At 44.4% G+C, this 17378-nt stretch carries 9 protein-coding genes, 1 tRNA gene and 2 rRNA genes; 10 read left to right on the top strand and 2 right to left on the bottom strand.

Annotated elements, in window-relative coordinates; translation table 11 throughout:
- Positions 1-45 precede the first annotated feature (45 nt).
- The 4 genes from BN3283_RS09955 to BN3283_RS09940 all read left to right on the top strand — a co-directional run bounded on the left by BN3283_RS09955 (position 46) and on the right by BN3283_RS09940 (position 5115).
- Positions 46-2788, top strand: a 23S ribosomal RNA gene (locus tag BN3283_RS09955).
- A gap of 108 nt (positions 2789-2896) precedes the next feature.
- Positions 2897-3007: ribosomal RNA gene (gene rrf / locus BN3283_RS09950) — 5S ribosomal RNA — on the top strand.
- Between the two features lie 39 nt (positions 3008-3046).
- A tRNA-Met gene (locus tag BN3283_RS09945) sits at positions 3047-3120 on the top strand.
- Positions 3121-3549: 429 nt separating this feature from the next.
- The gene (locus tag BN3283_RS09940) at positions 3550-5115 is read left to right on the top strand and encodes an ATP-binding protein (RefSeq protein ID WP_286137637.1); all 1566 of its coding nucleotides are present in this window, start codon (positions 3550-3552) and stop codon (positions 5113-5115) included.
- Between the two features lie 217 nt (positions 5116-5332).
- Here the strand turns inward: BN3283_RS09940 and BN3283_RS09935 are convergent, their stop codons facing one another.
- Both BN3283_RS09935 and BN3283_RS09930 read right to left on the bottom strand, forming a co-directional pair.
- Complete coding sequence (locus tag BN3283_RS09935; RefSeq protein WP_059026553.1) at positions 5333-8554, bottom strand: S41 family peptidase; 3222 nt, start codon at positions 8552-8554, stop codon at positions 5333-5335.
- Between the two features lie 118 nt (positions 8555-8672).
- Positions 8673-9464: a DeoR/GlpR family DNA-binding transcription regulator gene (locus BN3283_RS09930; RefSeq protein ID WP_059026552.1), complete on the bottom strand. Its 792-nt coding sequence runs from the start codon at positions 9462-9464 to the stop codon at positions 8673-8675.
- A 210-nt stretch (positions 9465-9674) separates the two neighbouring features.
- Between BN3283_RS09930 and BN3283_RS09925 the strand changes: the two genes are divergently transcribed.
- From BN3283_RS09925 to glpT, 6 genes are all read left to right on the top strand, one after another.
- Complete coding sequence (locus BN3283_RS09925) at positions 9675-11240, top strand: glycerol-3-phosphate dehydrogenase/oxidase (protein WP_041502710.1); 1566 nt, start codon at positions 9675-9677, stop codon at positions 11238-11240.
- Positions 11241-11447: 207 nt separating this feature from the next.
- Entirely contained in the window at positions 11448-13076 is a 1629-nt protein-coding gene (gene glpA / locus BN3283_RS09920) for an anaerobic glycerol-3-phosphate dehydrogenase subunit A (RefSeq protein ID WP_059026551.1), read from the top strand.
- A 1-nt stretch (position 13077) separates the two neighbouring features.
- Positions 13078-14334 (top strand): glycerol-3-phosphate dehydrogenase subunit GlpB, encoded by a 1257-nt coding sequence (gene glpB / locus BN3283_RS09915; RefSeq protein WP_059026550.1) that lies wholly within the window; start codon positions 13078-13080, stop codon positions 14332-14334.
- Between the two features lie 10 nt (positions 14335-14344).
- On the top strand, positions 14345-15562 hold the full coding sequence (glpC, locus tag BN3283_RS09910) for an anaerobic glycerol-3-phosphate dehydrogenase subunit GlpC (protein ID WP_059026549.1): 1218 nt from the start codon (positions 14345-14347) through the stop codon (positions 15560-15562).
- 229 nt (positions 15563-15791) lie between these two features.
- The gene (locus BN3283_RS14685; RefSeq protein WP_059026548.1) at positions 15792-16016 is read left to right on the top strand and encodes a hypothetical protein; all 225 of its coding nucleotides are present in this window, start codon (positions 15792-15794) and stop codon (positions 16014-16016) included.
- 11 nt (positions 16017-16027) lie between these two features.
- Positions 16028-17368 (top strand): glycerol-3-phosphate transporter, encoded by a 1341-nt coding sequence (gene glpT, locus BN3283_RS09900; protein ID WP_059026547.1) that lies wholly within the window; start codon positions 16028-16030, stop codon positions 17366-17368.
- The last annotated feature ends 10 nt before the right edge of the window (positions 17369-17378 follow it).

Genomic DNA, 17378 nt, shown 5'->3' with positions numbered 1-17378 from the left:
AAGCGATAGATCCGGGGATTTCCGAATGGGGCAACCCGGCACGCTGGACGCGTGTCATGCTATATTTAGCAGGCGAACGCGGGGAACTGAAACATCTCATTACCCGCAGGAAAAGAAAACAACAGTGATACCCCCAGTAGCGGCGAGCGAACGGGGCGTAGCCCAAACCGCTGGCGTCGAGGCGCTAGCGGGGTTATAGGACCGTGAAAAATCGAGGATTGGCGATGGCAGAAGTCGCTGGAAAGCGACGCCGTGGATGGTGATAGCCCAGTACGCCTGGTCCCCTTTCTTGATAACGGAATCCTGAGTAGGGCGGGACACGAGTAATCCTGCCTGAATTCACCGGGCCCACCCGGTAAGGCTAAACACTCCCGAGAGACCGATAGTGAACCAGTACCGCGAGGGAAAGGTGAAAAGCACCCCGAGCAGGGGAGTGAAATAGACCCTGAACCCGCGCGCCTACAAGCGGTCGGAGCCACGTGATGTGGTGACGGCGTGCCTTTTGCATAATGAGCCTACGAGTTAGTCGTCACTGGCGAGGTTAAGGGTTTTTAGGCCCGTGAGCCGAAGCGAAAGCGAGTCTTAATAGGGCGTAAAGTCAGTGGCGCTAGACGCGAAACCTTGTGATCTACCCTTGTCCAGGTTGAAGGATGGGTAACACCATCTGGAGGATCGAACCGGTAAACGTTGAAAAGTTTTCGGATGAGGCGAGGGTAGGGGTGAAAGGCCAATCAAACTGGGAAATAGCTCGTACTCTCCGAAATGCATTTAGGTGCAGCCTGTCGAGTTTCGTTACCGAGGTAGAGCTACTGATTGGACGCGAGGGCTTCACCGCCTATCAAATCCGGCCAAACTCCGAATGCGGTAACTTTAAATCGATGGAGCGAGCCCGCGGGTGCTAAGGTCCGCGGACGAGAGGGGAATAACCCGGACTATCAGCTAAGGTCCCGAATTGACGTTTAAGTTGAATAAACGAGGTGGGATCGCCTAGACAGCTAGGATGTTGGCTTGGAAGCAGCCATTCATTTAAAGAGTGCGTAACAGCTCACTAGTCGAGCGCTCCCGCGTGGATAATACACGGGCATAAAACGTCAACCGAAGCTATAGGATGTACTAAAATGGTACGTCGGTAGGAGAGCATTCCTGTCAGCGTCGAAGCGATATCGCGAGGTGTCGTGGAGCGTCAGGAAAAGCAAATGTAGGCATAAGTAACGATAATGGAGGCGAGAACCCTCCACGCCGCAAGACCAAGGATTCCCCGGCAATGTCAATCACCCGGGGGTCAGTCGGGCCCTAAGGCTAACCCGATGGGGGATGCCGATGGCGAACGGGTTAATATTCCCGTACTTCTTCACGGCGTGACGCGGTGACGGGGCGATGACAGGGTCGCGTGCCGACGGAATGGCACGTTGAAGCCCGTACCCTTTGAGGCAGGTAGTAAAGCACGCCTGCCGAGGCGAAAGGCGATAGTACCGCGAGACCCCGGTCAAGCGGATAGTACCCGTAATTTCACCCCCAAGAAAACCCGCTAAACTTCAACCGTGAAGGACCCGTACCGTAAACGGACACACGTGGTCGGGTAGAGTATACCAAGGCGCTCGAGTGAATCGTGGCCAAGGAACTAGGCACAATGGTCCTGTAACCTCGGGATAAAGGACGCTCTAGTGATAGAGCCGCAGAGAAATGGCCCAGGCGACTGTTTACCAAAAACACATGGCTATGCCAAATCGCGAGATGACGTATATGGCCTGACACCTGCCCGGTGCCGGAAGGTTAAGAGGAGGGGTAAGAGAGATCGACGCTCCTAATTGAAGCCCCGGTAAACGGCGGCCGTAACTATAACGGTCCTAAGGTAGCGAAATTCCTTGTCGGGTAAGTTCCGACCTGCACGAATGGTGTAACGATCTGGGCACTGTCTCGGCCACGAGCTCGGTGAAATTGTAGTTCCGGTGAAGATGCCGGGTACCCGCGACGGGACGGAAAGACCCCGTGAACCTTTACTGCAGCTTCGCGTTGTTCCCGGTCACGGGACGTGTAGGATAGGTCGGAGACATAGAAGTGGTTTCGTCAGGAATCATGGAGTCATCGTTGAAATACGACCCTTCCCTTGTCTGGGATCTAATCTAGAGATAGAGACACCGCGTGGTGGGTAGTTTGACTGGGGTGGTCGCCTCCAAAAGCGTAACGGAGGCTTCCAAAGGTACCCTCAACTTGTTCGGTAATCAAGTGTAGAGTGCAATGGCACAAGGGTGCTTGACAGGGAGACACACAAGTCGATCTGGCGCGAAAGCGGGGCATAGTGATCCGGTGGTTCCAGCGTGGAATGGCCATCGCTCAAAGGATAAAAGGTACTCCGGGGATAACAGGCTGATCGCCCCCAAGAGCTCATATCGACGGGGCGGTTTGGCACCTCGATGTCGGCTCGTCACATCCTGGGGCTGGAGAAGGTCCCAAGGGTTCGGCTGTTCGCCGATTAAAGTGGCACGCGAGCTGGGTTCAGAACGTCGTGAGACAGTTCGGTCCCTATCTGTCGTGGGCGTTGGAGATTCGCGAGGTCCTGACTCTAGTACGAGAGGACCGGGTTGGACGCGCCTCTAGTGAACCGGTTATGACGCCAGTCGTACCGCCGGGTAGCCACGCGCGGATCGGATAAGCGCTGAAAGCATCTAAGCGCGAAGCCGGCCTCAAGATGAGATCTCCGTTTAGGGTCGTTGTAGACGACGACGTTGATAGGCCGCAGGTGTAAAGCCGGTGACGGCACAGCCGAGCGGTACTAATAACCCGATAGACTCTGTCGGTTGTTTCATTTCTATGTTCGATGTCCCTCTCCATTCAACTAGCTTTAGGTTTGACGCTATAGACGTTGAATTTTTTTTAAAGGTATTAAAAGGTATTAAAAGGTATCTACAGCGACGGTGATCCACCTCTTCCCATTCCGAACAGAGAAGTTAAGCCCGTTAGCGCCGATGGTACTGCCGCGAGGTGGGAGAGTAGGTCGATGCCGAATTTAAAAAATCGTTCTAATTTATTAGGGCGATTTTTCTCTGGCGAGGTAGCTCAGCTGGTTAGAGCGCATGATTCATAATCATGAGGTCTCCGGTTCAATCCCGGATCTCGCTACGATTTAGATAAGAGCCACGATCTCTCGTGGCTCTTTTTTTATGCTAAATTCTAATCTCTAATCTCAGAGTCTTTTAATTTATCCTCTTGGTTTACAATGGATAGCACATCTATTCCTCTAAAGTTGTTATTCCCCAAAGTGCGCCGGTTTAAGAAAAATGGGCATATAAGTAAACTATTGAAAATTATATGATAAATAATGGATGTTTTTCTTTTATTATAAATACATTTGAGGATTATTTCGATATAGTGTCAAACGACGGCTAAATAGATGCGATTTGGGTCTGTTTGAAAGCTTTTGTGCTGTATGGATGACTAATATACAAGATTATGGGCATAGTTTCGAAAATAATTTCTTTTTGTAATAAAAAGTCAAGAATACCTGTTCAATCAATAGGCACAATAGCTTCTGTCGATCAGCATAAGAAAATGGAAGTTTCGTTAATGGAAGCAAAAGAGAAACTGGAAATAACCAATTCTATCCTATCTTCCGTGTTGAGTCTTTCCCATGTTTTGCCTTGGGATTGCGATGTCCCTACTCAGATATTTTCTTGCGATTATTTTATTTATCATCATGAAAGTCAACCGAAACCTATTAACGGAAAATATTATTGTTCGGTAGAAAAATATATCAATTCCATTCATCCGGAGTTCAGAGAACATATGATGTCCGTTTTTACCGATTTGTTGAATGGGAAACGGAAAAGTTTTCGTGAAGTTTACCAAGTACATTGGTATAATGATAGAGAATACGAGTGGATAGAAAAGCAGGGAGCGGTTTATGAATACGATTTGTCGGGGAAACCCAAGACGATCATTGGTTCGAGTGTCGTTATTACTGGACGGAAGAGGCTGGAACAGAATTTATTATTAGCCAAGGAGCAAGCAGAGGAGAGTAATCGCTTGAAATCGGCCTTTCTGGCGAACATGAGTCACGAGATTCGAACTCCTTTGAATGCAATTGTCGGTTTTTCGAATGTGTTGGCTCAAACAGATAGCGAGGAGGAAAAGCAAGAGTACTTAAGTATTATTGAACACAATAACGCTTTATTATTACAACTAATCGGAGATATACTGGATTTGTCGAAAATTGAGGCCGGCACGTTGGAGTTTATTTATTCTGATGTAGATATAGATCAGTTGCTTGAAGAGATAGAGCAGATGACAAGATTAAGAGTAAATGCCGATAGGGTTTCCGTTGCTTTTACCGAGCGGATGCCGTCGTGTATCGTTCGAACGGAAAAGAATCGGTTACTACAAGTCATTAATAATTTTGTTACGAATGCGATTAAATTTACGGAGCAAGGAGAGATTCGGTTAGGGTATCGTTTACAGGAAGATGGTTATCTGTATTTTTATATAGCAGATACCGGTTGCGGTATTCCGACGGACAAATTGGAACTGGTGTTCGGGCGTTTTGTGAAATTGAATAATTTTGCGCAAGGTACGGGCTTGGGTTTGGCAATCAGTGAAACCATAGTGAAACGTTTGGGTGGAGATATTGGAGTGGAGTCTGCGGAAGGCGAAGGATCTCTGTTTTGGTTTACCATTCCGTATGTTCCGGTAGAGCCGATAAATTCCATCAAGCCTCCGGAGAAGACTGGTGGTTGTTTAGCAAATGTCCCGCGTGACCAGAGACCAGCCATTTTCATTGCAGAGGATAATTCGGATAATTATAAATTATATGAAACCGTATTACAGAAGGATTACAACCTTCTTCACGCGTTGAATGGAAGAGAGGCTGTTCAATTGTATAAGGAATATCTTCCGTCTTTGGTATTGATGGATTTGAAAATGCCGGAGATGGGAGGTTATGAGGCTGCGGGGGAGATACGTAAATTATCTGATCGTGTCGTTATTGTTGCCGTGACGGCTTTTGCTTTTGCTGAAGATGAACAACGGGTTTATCATAGCGGTTTTAATGATTATATCACGAAACCGATCCGGGTTGGCGTGTTGAAAGAGAAAGTGCGGGAATTTTTAAGTCTCGTATGATTTGTATCGTGAGTATCGTAAGAATGAGTGGGTATACAGGGAAAAGTATAATCGTATTCTATGTTTCCCAAATAGAAGGTGGCATATCTTGTTTTCCACGATCGGCCTGAAGTAGATACGAAACGATGAATAAGTTGTCGATGGGAGCAGGCGGGAAGTTAGCGGATTAGAGTAGTTAGAGAGAGCAACTCAATATAAGGTGAGTTGCTCTCTTATTTTATTTATTATCGAGATCTTCCAGTAAGGCTTTAACGGTAGCCTCGACCTGAAGGTCTCTTCCCTTTATGGCATTCGCCGGATCGTTATTGACTTTTATATCCGGTTCCAATTGAAGATTTTCCAAATAGCGCCCTTGGTTATCTTTCATACCCACTTGAGGGATACCGAATACAAGGGTCGGGTCCTGTTGAAGTTCCCACCATACGGCAGTCATGGTTCCGGGAACCGGCATACCGACTAATTTACCGAGCTTCATCTCTTTGTAGGCCCACGGGAAACCGTGTGCATTACTGTAATTGTCTTCGCTCATGATTACCGCGGAAGGTTTGGCCCATTGGAATAGAGGATCCCGGCCGATGTATTGCCCTCTGGGGACGAATTGGGCGTATATGTTACCGCTTAATAGCGTTAGAAGGTCTTCATGAAGCCAGCCTCCTCCGTTCGAACGGGTGTCGATAATAATGGCTTCCCGGTTACGGTAACGTCCCAATAGTTCGGAAAAAACTTCCCGGAAGCTTTGACTGTTCATAGCTTTGACATGTATATAACCGATTCTGCCTTGCGATAATTTATCTACCAAAACTTTACGTTGTTTTACCCAACGTTTGTATAACAGGGCGTTTTCTTGTCTTGATGAAATGGGTTTCACGTATTCTTCCCAACGTGCCTTGGTCGTCGGATCATAAAGGGAAAGAAGGACTCTTTTCCCCGCTAAATTTTGTAATAGTTGGAAATAATCTTCTCCTGCTTTGATTTCTTGCTGGTTGATCTTTTCGATGATTGTTCCTGCTTTGATTTTGGTGTCGGCGGAAACAAGCGGGCCTTTCTCGATAATCTCTTCAATTTTTAAACCGTTACCTTTGTATTTGGAGTCATAAAAGGCTCCCAGGGAGGCTGTTTGAGTTTTGCTGTATGTTCCGAAATATCTTGCACCCGTGTGGGAGGCATTTAGTTCGCCTAATAATTCACTAAGCAGGTCAGCGAAATCGTAATTGTTATTGATATGCGGCAAGAAACGCTCGTAGGCTTTTTTATAAAAATTCCAATCCAATTGATGAAGATCCGGATCATAGAATTTATCTTTTACTTGTCTCCAGGCATGTTCATAGATGTATTGGCGTTCGGCTGCTTTTTGGAGTTCTAATTCGGCATTGAATGGCAAAGGGGTTACTTTTCCGGAATTGACGTCGATTTTGCTGAGGCGTCCGCCCGACAACATGTAGATGTTTTTACCTTCTTTATCCATTTCCAGGCTGGCATAACGGCTGTTTAACTTGGATAGGATACGGGTGCTTCCCTCTTTGAGATCTCTGACCCATAGGTCGTAGCCTCCTTCGAAACGACTCATGTAGAAGAGTTTGTTCGCGTCATTTGTTAAAATAGCGTCTCCTAAATTGGAAGAATTGATCGTGAGACGAGCTATACGATCTTCCAGATTGTTAAAGTCGATCTTCATTTCGGGAAGTTTATCTTTTTTCCCCGTCGTCTTCTCTTCTTTCTGTTTTTTAGCGTTCTTTGTCATCTCTTTGGCTAAGGCCGATTCTTCCTTGTTTCTTTTGAATTCATCCCAGGCTTCCGAGTCCAGGAACAGGGCATAAACATCGTATTGGGAACCCCAGCTTCCGTGACTACGGTATCCTTGTCGGTCGGTAGACCAGATGATCACTTTGCCGTTCATCATCCATTTAGGATTACTATCATTGTATCCGCTATTGGTCAGGTTATGTATTTCTCCGCTACCGTCGGCTTTGATAAGAGCGATGTCTGTATATTGCCAGCCTCCTTTTTCAAAATATTGCGCCAATATCCATTTCCCGTCCGGGGACCATTGATACCATTGATCTCCATCCGCGTAAGAGTAATTGTATCTTCCGTCTAATACGGTTCTTGTTTTTTTGTTTTTAAGCTGGATCACTTTGATTTCGGTTCTGTTTTCCAAATAAGCGATCTCTTTTCCATCCGGAGAAAAAGCCGGTTGGAAACAGGCATTTTTACTGTTTGTGATTTGAGATTCTTTGATCTCTTTTGCATATGTGAACGAGCGATCCGTACTATCCGTCAGGGAGGAAACATAGATGTTCCAGCCTCCGTTTCGTTCTCCAGCGTATACTAAAGATCGTCCGTCCGGAGAAAAACTTACGGAGCGTTCTTGTGTCGGGGTATTAGTGATTCGTCTCGTTGTGCCGTATTCGACAGAACTGACAAAAATATCTCCCCTGAGGACGAAAGCAATCTCTTTTGCGTTGGGCGATAATGCCATTTCTGTTGCCCCGTAAGTTAAATTTTGTAAGATTGAGCTCGGTTCTATCTCATCGGTTGTGATTTGGATGGTCAGTTTTTGAGGTTGTTCGCCTTCTTTACAGGTATAAATTTCTCCGTTGTAAAAATAACATAGGGTCCCGTTATCTGACATGGAGAGAAAACGTACCGGATGTTTACGGTGTTTGGTCAATTGTTTTACTTGTGAAGGATCTTCGAGCGATAATTTGCATACATTGAAATCCCCGAAGCGTTCACTTAGGAAATAGATGCTTTTTTCATCTTTCGTGAAAATAGGATTCCGGTCTTCAACCTCTTTGTTCGTGATATTAGTGAATTTGCCCGTTTTCAGATCGTGTAACCAGATATCGCGGGTGACAGAAGAGGTATGGTGTTTCCGCCAATTATCTTCGTAGCCTTTTCGGTCATGATAAACGATCCGGTCTCCTTTTTTATTAAAATGAATATCGTAAGCCTCAAAAGTCAGAAATTGTTCCGGTCTTCCGCCTTCTACGGGAATGCGATACATTTGTGCGCTGTTGGGAAACTGGGTGTAATGGACATCGGGTAAGATCGTTGCTCTGTAAATAATACTTTTTCCGTCTGGAGTAAAACATACCGGAATCTCGGAATTGGAATGAAATGTAAGTCTGGTAGGAGAACCTCCTGTCGCGGGCATGATATAAACATCAAGGCCGCCTGCTCGATCCGAAGCAAATGCGATGCTTTTACCGTCCGGGGACCATATCGGTTGGGTGTCGTAAGCCGGGTTTGTCGTGAGTTGCGTAGCTTTTCCTCCCTTGCTGTCTACCGTGAATAGGTCTCCCTTGTAACAGAAAACGATGGTCGTTCCGTCCGGGGAAATGGCGGGATAACGCATCCACTGTGCCTCGTGTTGAGCAAATGCCTTTGGAATACTCAACAGGAAAATAATGGAAATGAAAAATGAAAATAGTTTCATGTTTGATCGTTTAAATGATTTGTTTGGTATAAAAATAATAAAATTATGGTATATAATCTCTTTTCGCAACATATTTAAATATATGGCGTTCCGCTCGAATGGAATTAAATATGTACATTTACGTGTTAGGCGTATGAATGTCGGTTACCGTTACTTCGATTCCCCTTTCTTGTAAATCGTTTAAAATTTTAGAGGGGATCTTGTTATCCGTGATGATATGGTCAATGGCATCCAGATCGCAGATTTTACTGAATCCCCGCCGACCGAATTTGGAAGAATCTGCCAATACGATTGTTTTTTGTGAAGCCTTCATCATTACTCGATTTAAATTGGCTTCCATCATATTGGTTGTTGTCAACCCGTATTCCAAATCAATTCCGTTGACACCCATGAATAATTTGCTGCATGAAAAATATTCAAGCATATTTTCAGCATAATTTCCTACGACAGAGAGGGCGCTGTTGCGCACGAAACCTCCCAATTGAATAATGTCGATGTTCGGATTACGGGCCAGTATATTAGTTACGTTTATAGCTGCCGTAATTACGGTAAGATGTCCTTGGGCTTGAATTTGTCTGGCAAGGGCATGCATGGTGGTTCCCGAGGCGATCAAGATGGAATCATCGGGGGTGATCAATTGGGCTGCACTTATTCCTATCAGACGTTTTTCTTCCGTGTAGAATTTCTCTTTTTCGCTTACATGCCGGTCGTTGATGTATGGGTTGATAAGGATGGCACTACCGTGGGTACGATACAACATCTTTTTTTCCTCTAACAGGGTTAAGTCTTTTCGGATGGTAACGGAGGAGACCTTTAGTTGGTTCGCCAGGTCTACAACGGATATAGAGCCTTGTTGACGTAAAGCTTCCAGAATATAATTATGCCTTTCCTTTACGGATAATGTTTTCATCCTATTTTGTAGTTATAAATGTCGTTTATTGTAATGATATATACACCTGAGACTTATAAATTAAGTTGGACGAAGTTAATAATTTATTTTGAAGGCCGGATGAAGCTCCTTTAAAAAAAGAGAACTTTTATTATATTATTTCGTATGTTAACCTAGATGTCCGGAGTTAATCGACGAGCATCGCATGGTATGGATATAAATTATAAACAGATGAAACGTAATGATTTAATCGGAAAAATTACAGATACATCTAAGACTTGGGATGTAGTAGTCATAGGGGGTGGGGCTACAGGACTTGGGGTTGCTGTTGATGCAGTTCTTAGAGGATTTAGTGTTGCTTTATTTGAATATGATGATTTTGCAAAATGTACTTCCAGTAGGAGTACGAAGTTGGTTCATGGTGGTGTACGGTATTTGGCTCAAGGTGATGTGGGGCTCGTACTGGAAGCTCTTTATGAACGTGGACTATTGAAGAAGAATGCTCCGCATTTGGTGAAGAATCAATCTTTTTTAATCCCCAATTACAGGTATTGGGATAATATTTTGTATACGGTCGGTTTGACTTTATACGATCTTTTGGCGGGACGTTTGGGATTAGGACGTTCTTTATATGTATCTAAATCGAAATCTTTGAAGCACATTCCCGTGCTTCGTGAAAAGGGGTTGAAAGGGGGTGTCATCTATCATGACGGTCAGTTTGATGACTCCCGTCTGGCTGTCAATTTAGTACAGTCTTGTATAGATAACGGGGGATGTCCTATAAATCATATGAAAGTTACGGGGTTGATTCATGGTACGGAAGGGAAAGTAAAAGGGGTGGAAGTGGTAGATATGGAAACCGAAAAATCATATGAAGTTCAAGCGAAAGTCGTTATAAATGCGGCAGGTGTATTTGTGGATGATATTATGCAGATGGATACTCCCACGGGGGAGCATATGGTACGTCCCAGCCAAGGAGTTCATTTGGTTTTGGATAAATCGTTCCTGCAAAGTGATTACGCGATTATGATACCGAAAACGGATGATGGCCGGGTACTTTTTGCTGTACCGTGGCACGATAAAGTTGTTGTCGGGACAACGGATACCTTGCGGGAAAAACCGGAATTTGAACCTAAACCCTTGGAAAAAGAGATTGAATTCATATTGAATACGGCGGGGAAGTATATGACGCGCAAACCTACCCGTAAGGATGTGTTGTCCGCTTTCGCGGGTTTACGTCCTTTAGCTGCTCCCAAAAAGGAGGGGAAGAGTACGAAGGAGATTTCGCGAAGTCATAAGATTATAGTTTCTCCGAATAATCTGATCACCATTACGGGGGGAAAATGGACGACTTACAGACGGATGGCGGAAGATACCGTGGATCAGGCTATAAAAATGCAATTACTGGAGGAACGGAAATGCATGACAAAAACGTATCATATTCATGGTTACCGTCTGAATCCGGATCTTTCGGATCATTTATATGTTTATGGTTCTGATGTGGACGGGATAAAAAAATTGATGGATAGCGATCCGGCAATGAGAGAAAAATTAAGTCCTAAATACGATTATACGGTAGCGGAGGTGGTATGGGCAGTCAGGGAGGAGATGGCCAGGAATGTGGAGGATGTTTTGGCCAGAAGGGTTAGGTTGTTGTTTCTTGATGCTCGGGTTGCGATAGAGGTTGCCCCGAAGGTTGCTGAGATTGTCGCGAAAGAGTTAGGGTATGATGAGATCTGGAAAAAATCGCAGATAGAGCGATTTGAAAAAACAGCTGCCAATTATATACTGGATTAAACAAGAAGCCGATGTACCGGAGCTTCCTGAAAAATATTTTGTACCGCAAATAAATCTGCTTTTGGAGTGGCAATGTATTACGATTAGAAACCTTTATTCTCATTAATTGTTTCGTTTTGTTACGAATTAAGTAAAAATAATTGCGTTTTTGTTTTGAATTATTTCGTTTTGTTTGTTTCTTTGTAACAAAACTAAAAATTTCTGTATATGAAACAGGATACTACAAAGCCATTTGATGTCATTGTTATTGGCGGGGGAGCTACCGGAGCGGGGACGGCGAGGGATTGTTCGCGTCGAGGATTGCGGGTGCTGTTGGTCGAACGTTTCGACATCTCGACTGGAGCTACGGGTAGGAATCATGGATTGTTGCATAGTGGGGCTCGTTACGCCGTGACCGATAAAGAGTCGGCGGAAGAGTGTATTAAGGAAAATATGATTCTACGCAAAATAGCCAGTCATTGTGTGGAGGAAACGGATGGTCTGTTTCTTAGTTTGCCGGAGGATGATATCGCTTATCAGGCCAAATTTGTAGAGGCTTGTCGCCAGGCTGGAATTCGGGCGGATGTTATTGATCCGAAAGAAGCTTTGCGGTTAGAGCCGGCGGCTAATCCGGATATTATCGGAGCTGTTCGTGTTCCGGATGGTGCCGTAGATCCGTTTCGATTGACGGCTTCCAATATAATGGATGCGAAGCATCACGGTGCTAAGGTGTTGACTTATCACGAGGTGACGGAGCTTTTGCGGGAACAGGACCGCGTTGTCGGGGTAAAGGTGTTGGATCATAAGACCAAAGAGGTGAAGTCGTATTATGCTTCGGTAGTTGTTAACGCGGGAGGAATTTGGGGACATAATATAGCCCGGTTGGCGGGAATCAATATTAATATGTTGCCGTCGAAGGGTGCCTTGTTGATTTTCGGACATCGGGTGAATAATATTGTTTTGAACAGATGCCGGAAGCCGGCGGATGCGGATATTCTTGTGCCGGGAGATACCATTTGCCTGATCGGAACGACTTCGAGTAAGGTCCCTTTTGAGGAGATCGACCATATGTATGTTACCTCGGGAGAAGTCGATTTGTTGCTGAGAGAGGGGGAGAAATTGTCGCCTGTTCTGGCTCAAACCCGAATCCTCCGGGCTTACGCTGGCGTCCGTCCTTTAGTAGCATCGGATAATGATCCCAGCGGGCGGAATGTAAGCCGGGGTATCGTTTTGTTGGATCATGCCGTTCGGGATGGATTGGAGGGATTTATAACGATTACAGGCGGAAAATTAATGACTTATCGGTTGATGGCTGAATGGACGAGTGATCTGGTCTGTAAAAAATTGAATGTTTCGGCTGTTTGTACCACGGCCACGGAAAAATTGCCCGGTTCCCGGGAAAATGTGGAAGAGATAAGTAAAAAAATTCTTTCTATACCTTTAACACAGCGGAATGCCACGATTTCCCGTCACGGTGATATGGCCGGTAAATTTTCTGAAAATACCTCTTTGGACAACAGTTTGGTCTGTGAATGCGAGGAGGTATCGGTAGGAGAGGTGAAATACGCCTTAAACGAGCTGGATGTGAATAACCTGGTCGATTTGAGGCGGAGGACGCGTGTCGGAATGGGTACTTGTCAAGGAGAACTTTGTGCTTGTCGTGCCGCGGGGCTGATGAGCGATCTGCATAAATCCTGCACGAGAAGGGCGAAAGAAGATCTCTCCTCTTTTCTGAACGAGAGATGGAAAGGAATGGCCCCGATTGCCTGGGGTGATACTTTGCGCGAGAGTGAATACACGTCTTGGGTTTATGAAGGCGTATGCGGTTTAACATGGTCTCAAAAACAAGAAGAATAATATGAAATTTGATACGGTTATTATCGGCGGAGGTTTGTCCGGATTGATTTGCGGTATTTATTTGTCAAAAAAAGGACAACGTTGCGTTATCATATCTTCGGGCCAAAGTGCCCTGCATTTTTCTTCTGGTTCTTTCGATCTGTTGAATGCGTTACCTGATGGAACCGGGGTGAATCATCCTTTGGAGGCCGTCGAAGAGTTGATCTTACAAGCTCCGGAACACCCTTACGCGAAGTTGGGAGTAGAGAAGTTTGCAACATTGGCGGCAAAGGCAAAATCATTTCTTGAAGAGGCCGGAGTACCGGTTTCCGGAGATGAACGGAAGAATCATTACCGGATCACTCCCATGGGAACGATGAAACCTACTTGGCTGACCTTAAAAGAGCAATTGATGTCTGCTGAAAAAGATCGGTTGCCTTGGAAAAAGATAGCTGTTTTTAATGTTACGGGATTTTTGGATTTTTACACGCAATTTATTGTGGATGAATTTTGTAAGATGGGAACGGAGTGTAGGGTTCATCTTATTCATTTTCCTGCCCTGGAGAATTTGCGGAAAAATCCGACGGAGATGCGTTCCGTAAATATTGCCCGCGTGTTTGATCATCCTGAAAATTTGGATGAATTGATTCGTATACTTAGAGAGAAAAGTGTCGATTGCGAGGCGGTCGTTCTGCCGGCAATTCTCGGTCTGGGGCGGGATAATGTATTGGATTACGTGCAAAATGAAATAAAAAAACCTGTTCGTTTGGTATCCACGCTTCCGCCCTCTGTGCCCGGAATTCGGGCGCAACAGCGATTATGCAGGAGTTTTCAACAGGCGGGAGGAGTCTATATGCCGGGAGATACGGTGCTGAAGGCGGACAGAGAGGGAAGACGGATCACACGCCTTTACTCTGCTGACCATGGGGATATCCCTTTCGTGGGGCAACAGGTGGTGCTGGCCACGGGAAGCTATTTTAGCCAGGGGCTGATTGCCGAACCGGACCGGATATATGAACCTGTTTTCGATTTGGATGTCTCTTACCTGAAAGATCGGGAACAGTGGTATCGTCATAATGTATTCGAGGTGCAACCTTATCAATCTTTTGGCGTAAAAACGAATACCGATTTCCGGGGGATGTATCGAGGTGAGCCTTTGGATAATCTATATGTAGCGGGAGCGGTATTGGAAGGTTACAACGCGATGAAGGAGGGGTGTGGTGCCGGGGTTTCTATTTTAAGTGCGTTGTATGTAGCAGAGCGAATTTTAAGTAAATAAAACGGACGACATGAATCTTCAACAACATAATATTAGCGATAATAATTTCGAACAATGTATCAAATGTACGATTTGTACGGTATATTGTCCTGTTGCTGCTGTAAATCCGGCTTACCCGGGTCCCAAGCAGGCCGGTCCCGATGGGGAACGGTTACGTTTGAAAAAGTTTGATTTTTATGATGAAGCGCTGAAATATTGTATTAATTGCAAGAGATGTGAGGTCGCTTGCCCCTCTAACGTGAAGATAGGGGATATCATTCAGTCCGCTCGTATTAAATATAGCGATAAAAAACCGAAATTCCGTGATTTTATATTAGCCAATACGGATTTGGTAGGCAGTTTGTCGACCCCTTTGGCCCCGATTGTAAATATGACATTAGGAATGAAACCCGTCAAGGCGGTTTTGGACGGTGTAATGAAAATCGATCATAGGCGTTCATTCCCTAAATACGCTTTTGGTACTTTTGAAAGCTGGTATAAGAAACAGGCGGAGAAACAGGCGGCTTACCCGGAACAAGTCAGCTATTTTCATGGTTGTTACGTGAATTATAATAATCCGCAGCTGGGAAAAGATCTGATCAAGGTAATGAATGCTTTCGGGGTGGGGGTGCAGTTATTGAGAAAAGAAAAGTGTTGCGGGGTCGCCCTGATCTCCAATGGATTTATCAAACAAGCTCAAAAACAGGCGAATGCAAACATCAAATCCATTCGGGAGTCTGTGATAGAGAGAAATATGCCGGTAATCGCTACTTCTTCAACCTGTACATTCACTATTCGCGATGAATATCCGCATTTGTTGAATATAGAGAATGCGGATGTTCGGGATAAGGTGGAATTGGCCACGCGTTATATATATCGATTGTTGAGTCAACGGGAAGTCAGGCTGAATTTTAAAAAAGGAAAAAAATGGAGAGTAGCTTACCACACGCCTTGCCATATGGAAAAATTGGGTTGGTCTTATTATTCGATCGAATTATTGAAATTGATTCCCGGTATGGAGTTAATCGTATTGGATTCGCAATGTTGTGGTATAGCGGGAACTTATGGTTTCAAAAAAGAAAATTATAAAACTTCACAAGATATTGGTAACTCGTTATTTAAGCAAATCGAGTCTTGCGATATCGATTATGTTGTTACCGATTGTGAAACATGTAAATGGCAGATTGAAATGTCTACAACGAAACGTTGTGAACATCCGATATCAATATTGGCAAACGTTTTGGAATAGTACGTTTGTCATTTTTTTGAAAGAGAGAATGTTTTATTTCGTAAACATAAAATGTTAAAACGAAATTTTAATATAAATTTTGTTGAATTTTATTTTGATTTAAAAATGTTATTCTCTATTTTTGATGCGATTTGAAATTAAATTGTTTCGAATTTGCAAGCAAACTATTTCGCATGAGTTCATTTTGAAATTAGATTTATCTGTTATTGTTAATATTAACACGTAAGTTATGAACCGAGAAAACAGGATGGATGGATTTCCGTTTTACGCTGAATTAGAGGCTGTGTTTGAAAAACAATTTCTTCTGTCCGATTCGGGAAGGAACAGGGATCGGTATGTAAAAAATCTTACGGTATCAGATGATTTATTCGAAATTCGGAAAAAACAGATGAATTTTTACTCTTTGGGATGGAGTAGAATGACAGGTAGAAATAAATTAATTGTAAATAATTAAAATCTAAACACATGTGGAGTTTTCTGAAACCGGAGCCTCATAAGCCCTTGCTTCCAAAGGAAGAAATAGCTCCGACGTACAATCGGTTACGTTGGCAGGTTTTCATTGGTATCTTTATCGGATACGCTGGTTATTATCTCGTTAGAAAGAATTTTGCGCTTGCAATGCCGTATCTTGTGGAGATGGGATTCGACAAAGGACTTTTGGGTGTTGCCATCTCGGCCAACGCTATCGCGTACGGTCTTTCCAAGTTTTTGATGGGAGGTGTTTCCGATCGCAGTAGTGCCCGGAAATTTTTGCCGTTAGGATTGTTGCTTTCGGCTTTGGTGACAATCATCCTGGGAACGGGCTTGGGAATTTCTTCCATCGTGTCGATGTTTATATTGCAATTCCTGATCGGTTGGTTTCAGGGTATGGGATGGCCTCCCAGTGGACGGGTGATGACCCACTGGTTTTCTCAAAACGAGCGAGGAACTAAAATGTCTATATGGAATTGCGCTCATAATGTAGGTGGGGCCGCGATCGGTCCTATGGCCGCTGTCGGTATGGTTTGGTTCGGCTCGTGGCAAGCCGGTACCTTTTGGTTCCCCGCGATTGTCGCTCTTTTCATTGTCGTAATCAGTTTCTTGTTGATTCGGGATACTCCTCAGTCTTGCGGTTTGCCTCCTATCGAGGAGTTTCGGAACGACTATCCGAAAAATTATAGTGCCAAATCGGAAGAGGAGCTGACAACGAAGGAGATTTTCTTCAAGTATGTATTGAATAACAAAACATTGTGGTTTATTGCCATTGCCAATGCTTTTATTTATTTAGTACGTTATGGCGTATTGGATTGGGCTCCGACCTATTTGAAAGAGGCGCGGGATTTCGACATAAAGAGTATCGGATGGGCTTATTTTGCTTATGAGTTTGCGGCCATTCCCGGTACGATTGTTTGCGGTTGGTTGAGTGACCGGGTGTTTAAAGGGCGTCGTGCTTTGACCACTATGATTTATATGGTATTGGTCGCCGTGTTTATTTTCGTTTACTGGCAATTTGCCAGAACTCCGATGGCTATCAGTATTTGTTTGATTGCCATAGGATTCTTGATATACGGCCCTGTAATGCTTATTGGAGTGCATGCGTTGGATTTGGCTCCTAAGAAAGCCGCAGGAACATCGGCCGGATTAACCGGATTTTTCGGTTACTTCTTCGGAACAGCCTTGTTGGCAAATATAGGTTTAGGATATGTTGTTCAACATTTCGGCTGGAATTGGAACTTCATCGTCTTGCTCTTGGCTTGTGCATTAGCATTCCTGTTTATCGGATTTACATATAAAGAGGAACAATATCTTGTTAAAAATAATCATTAACATTCCTAAA

It is taken from the genome of Gabonibacter massiliensis, from assembly GCA_001487125.1.
Lineage (GTDB): Bacteria > Bacteroidota > Bacteroidia > Bacteroidales > Marinifilaceae > Gabonibacter > Gabonibacter massiliensis.
Note: the sequence above shows the minus strand (reverse complement) of the source record. Positions and strands in the feature narration are given on the sequence as shown.

Excerpts from the sequence above, each read along its gene's own strand:
- BN3283_RS09940 (WP_286137637.1), top strand. The coding sequence starts at position 3,550 with ATGGAAGTTTCGTTAATGGAAGCAAAAGAGAAACTGGAAATAACCAAT.
- BN3283_RS09935 (WP_059026553.1), bottom strand. The coding sequence starts at position 8,554 with ATGAAACTATTTTCATTTTTCATTTCCATTATTTTCCTGTTGAGTATT.
- BN3283_RS09930 (WP_059026552.1), bottom strand. The coding sequence starts at position 9,464 with ATGAAAACATTATCCGTAAAGGAAAGGCATAATTATATTCTGGAAGCT.
- BN3283_RS09925 (WP_041502710.1), top strand. The coding sequence starts at position 9,675 with ATGAAACGTAATGATTTAATCGGAAAAATTACAGATACATCTAAGACT.
- glpA (WP_059026551.1), top strand. The coding sequence starts at position 11,448 with ATGAAACAGGATACTACAAAGCCATTTGATGTCATTGTTATTGGCGGG.
- glpB (WP_059026550.1), top strand. The coding sequence starts at position 13,078 with ATGAAATTTGATACGGTTATTATCGGCGGAGGTTTGTCCGGATTGATT.
- glpC (WP_059026549.1), top strand. The coding sequence starts at position 14,345 with ATGAATCTTCAACAACATAATATTAGCGATAATAATTTCGAACAATGT.
- BN3283_RS14685 (WP_059026548.1), top strand. The coding sequence starts at position 15,792 with ATGAACCGAGAAAACAGGATGGATGGATTTCCGTTTTACGCTGAATTA.
- glpT (WP_059026547.1), top strand. The coding sequence starts at position 16,028 with ATGTGGAGTTTTCTGAAACCGGAGCCTCATAAGCCCTTGCTTCCAAAG.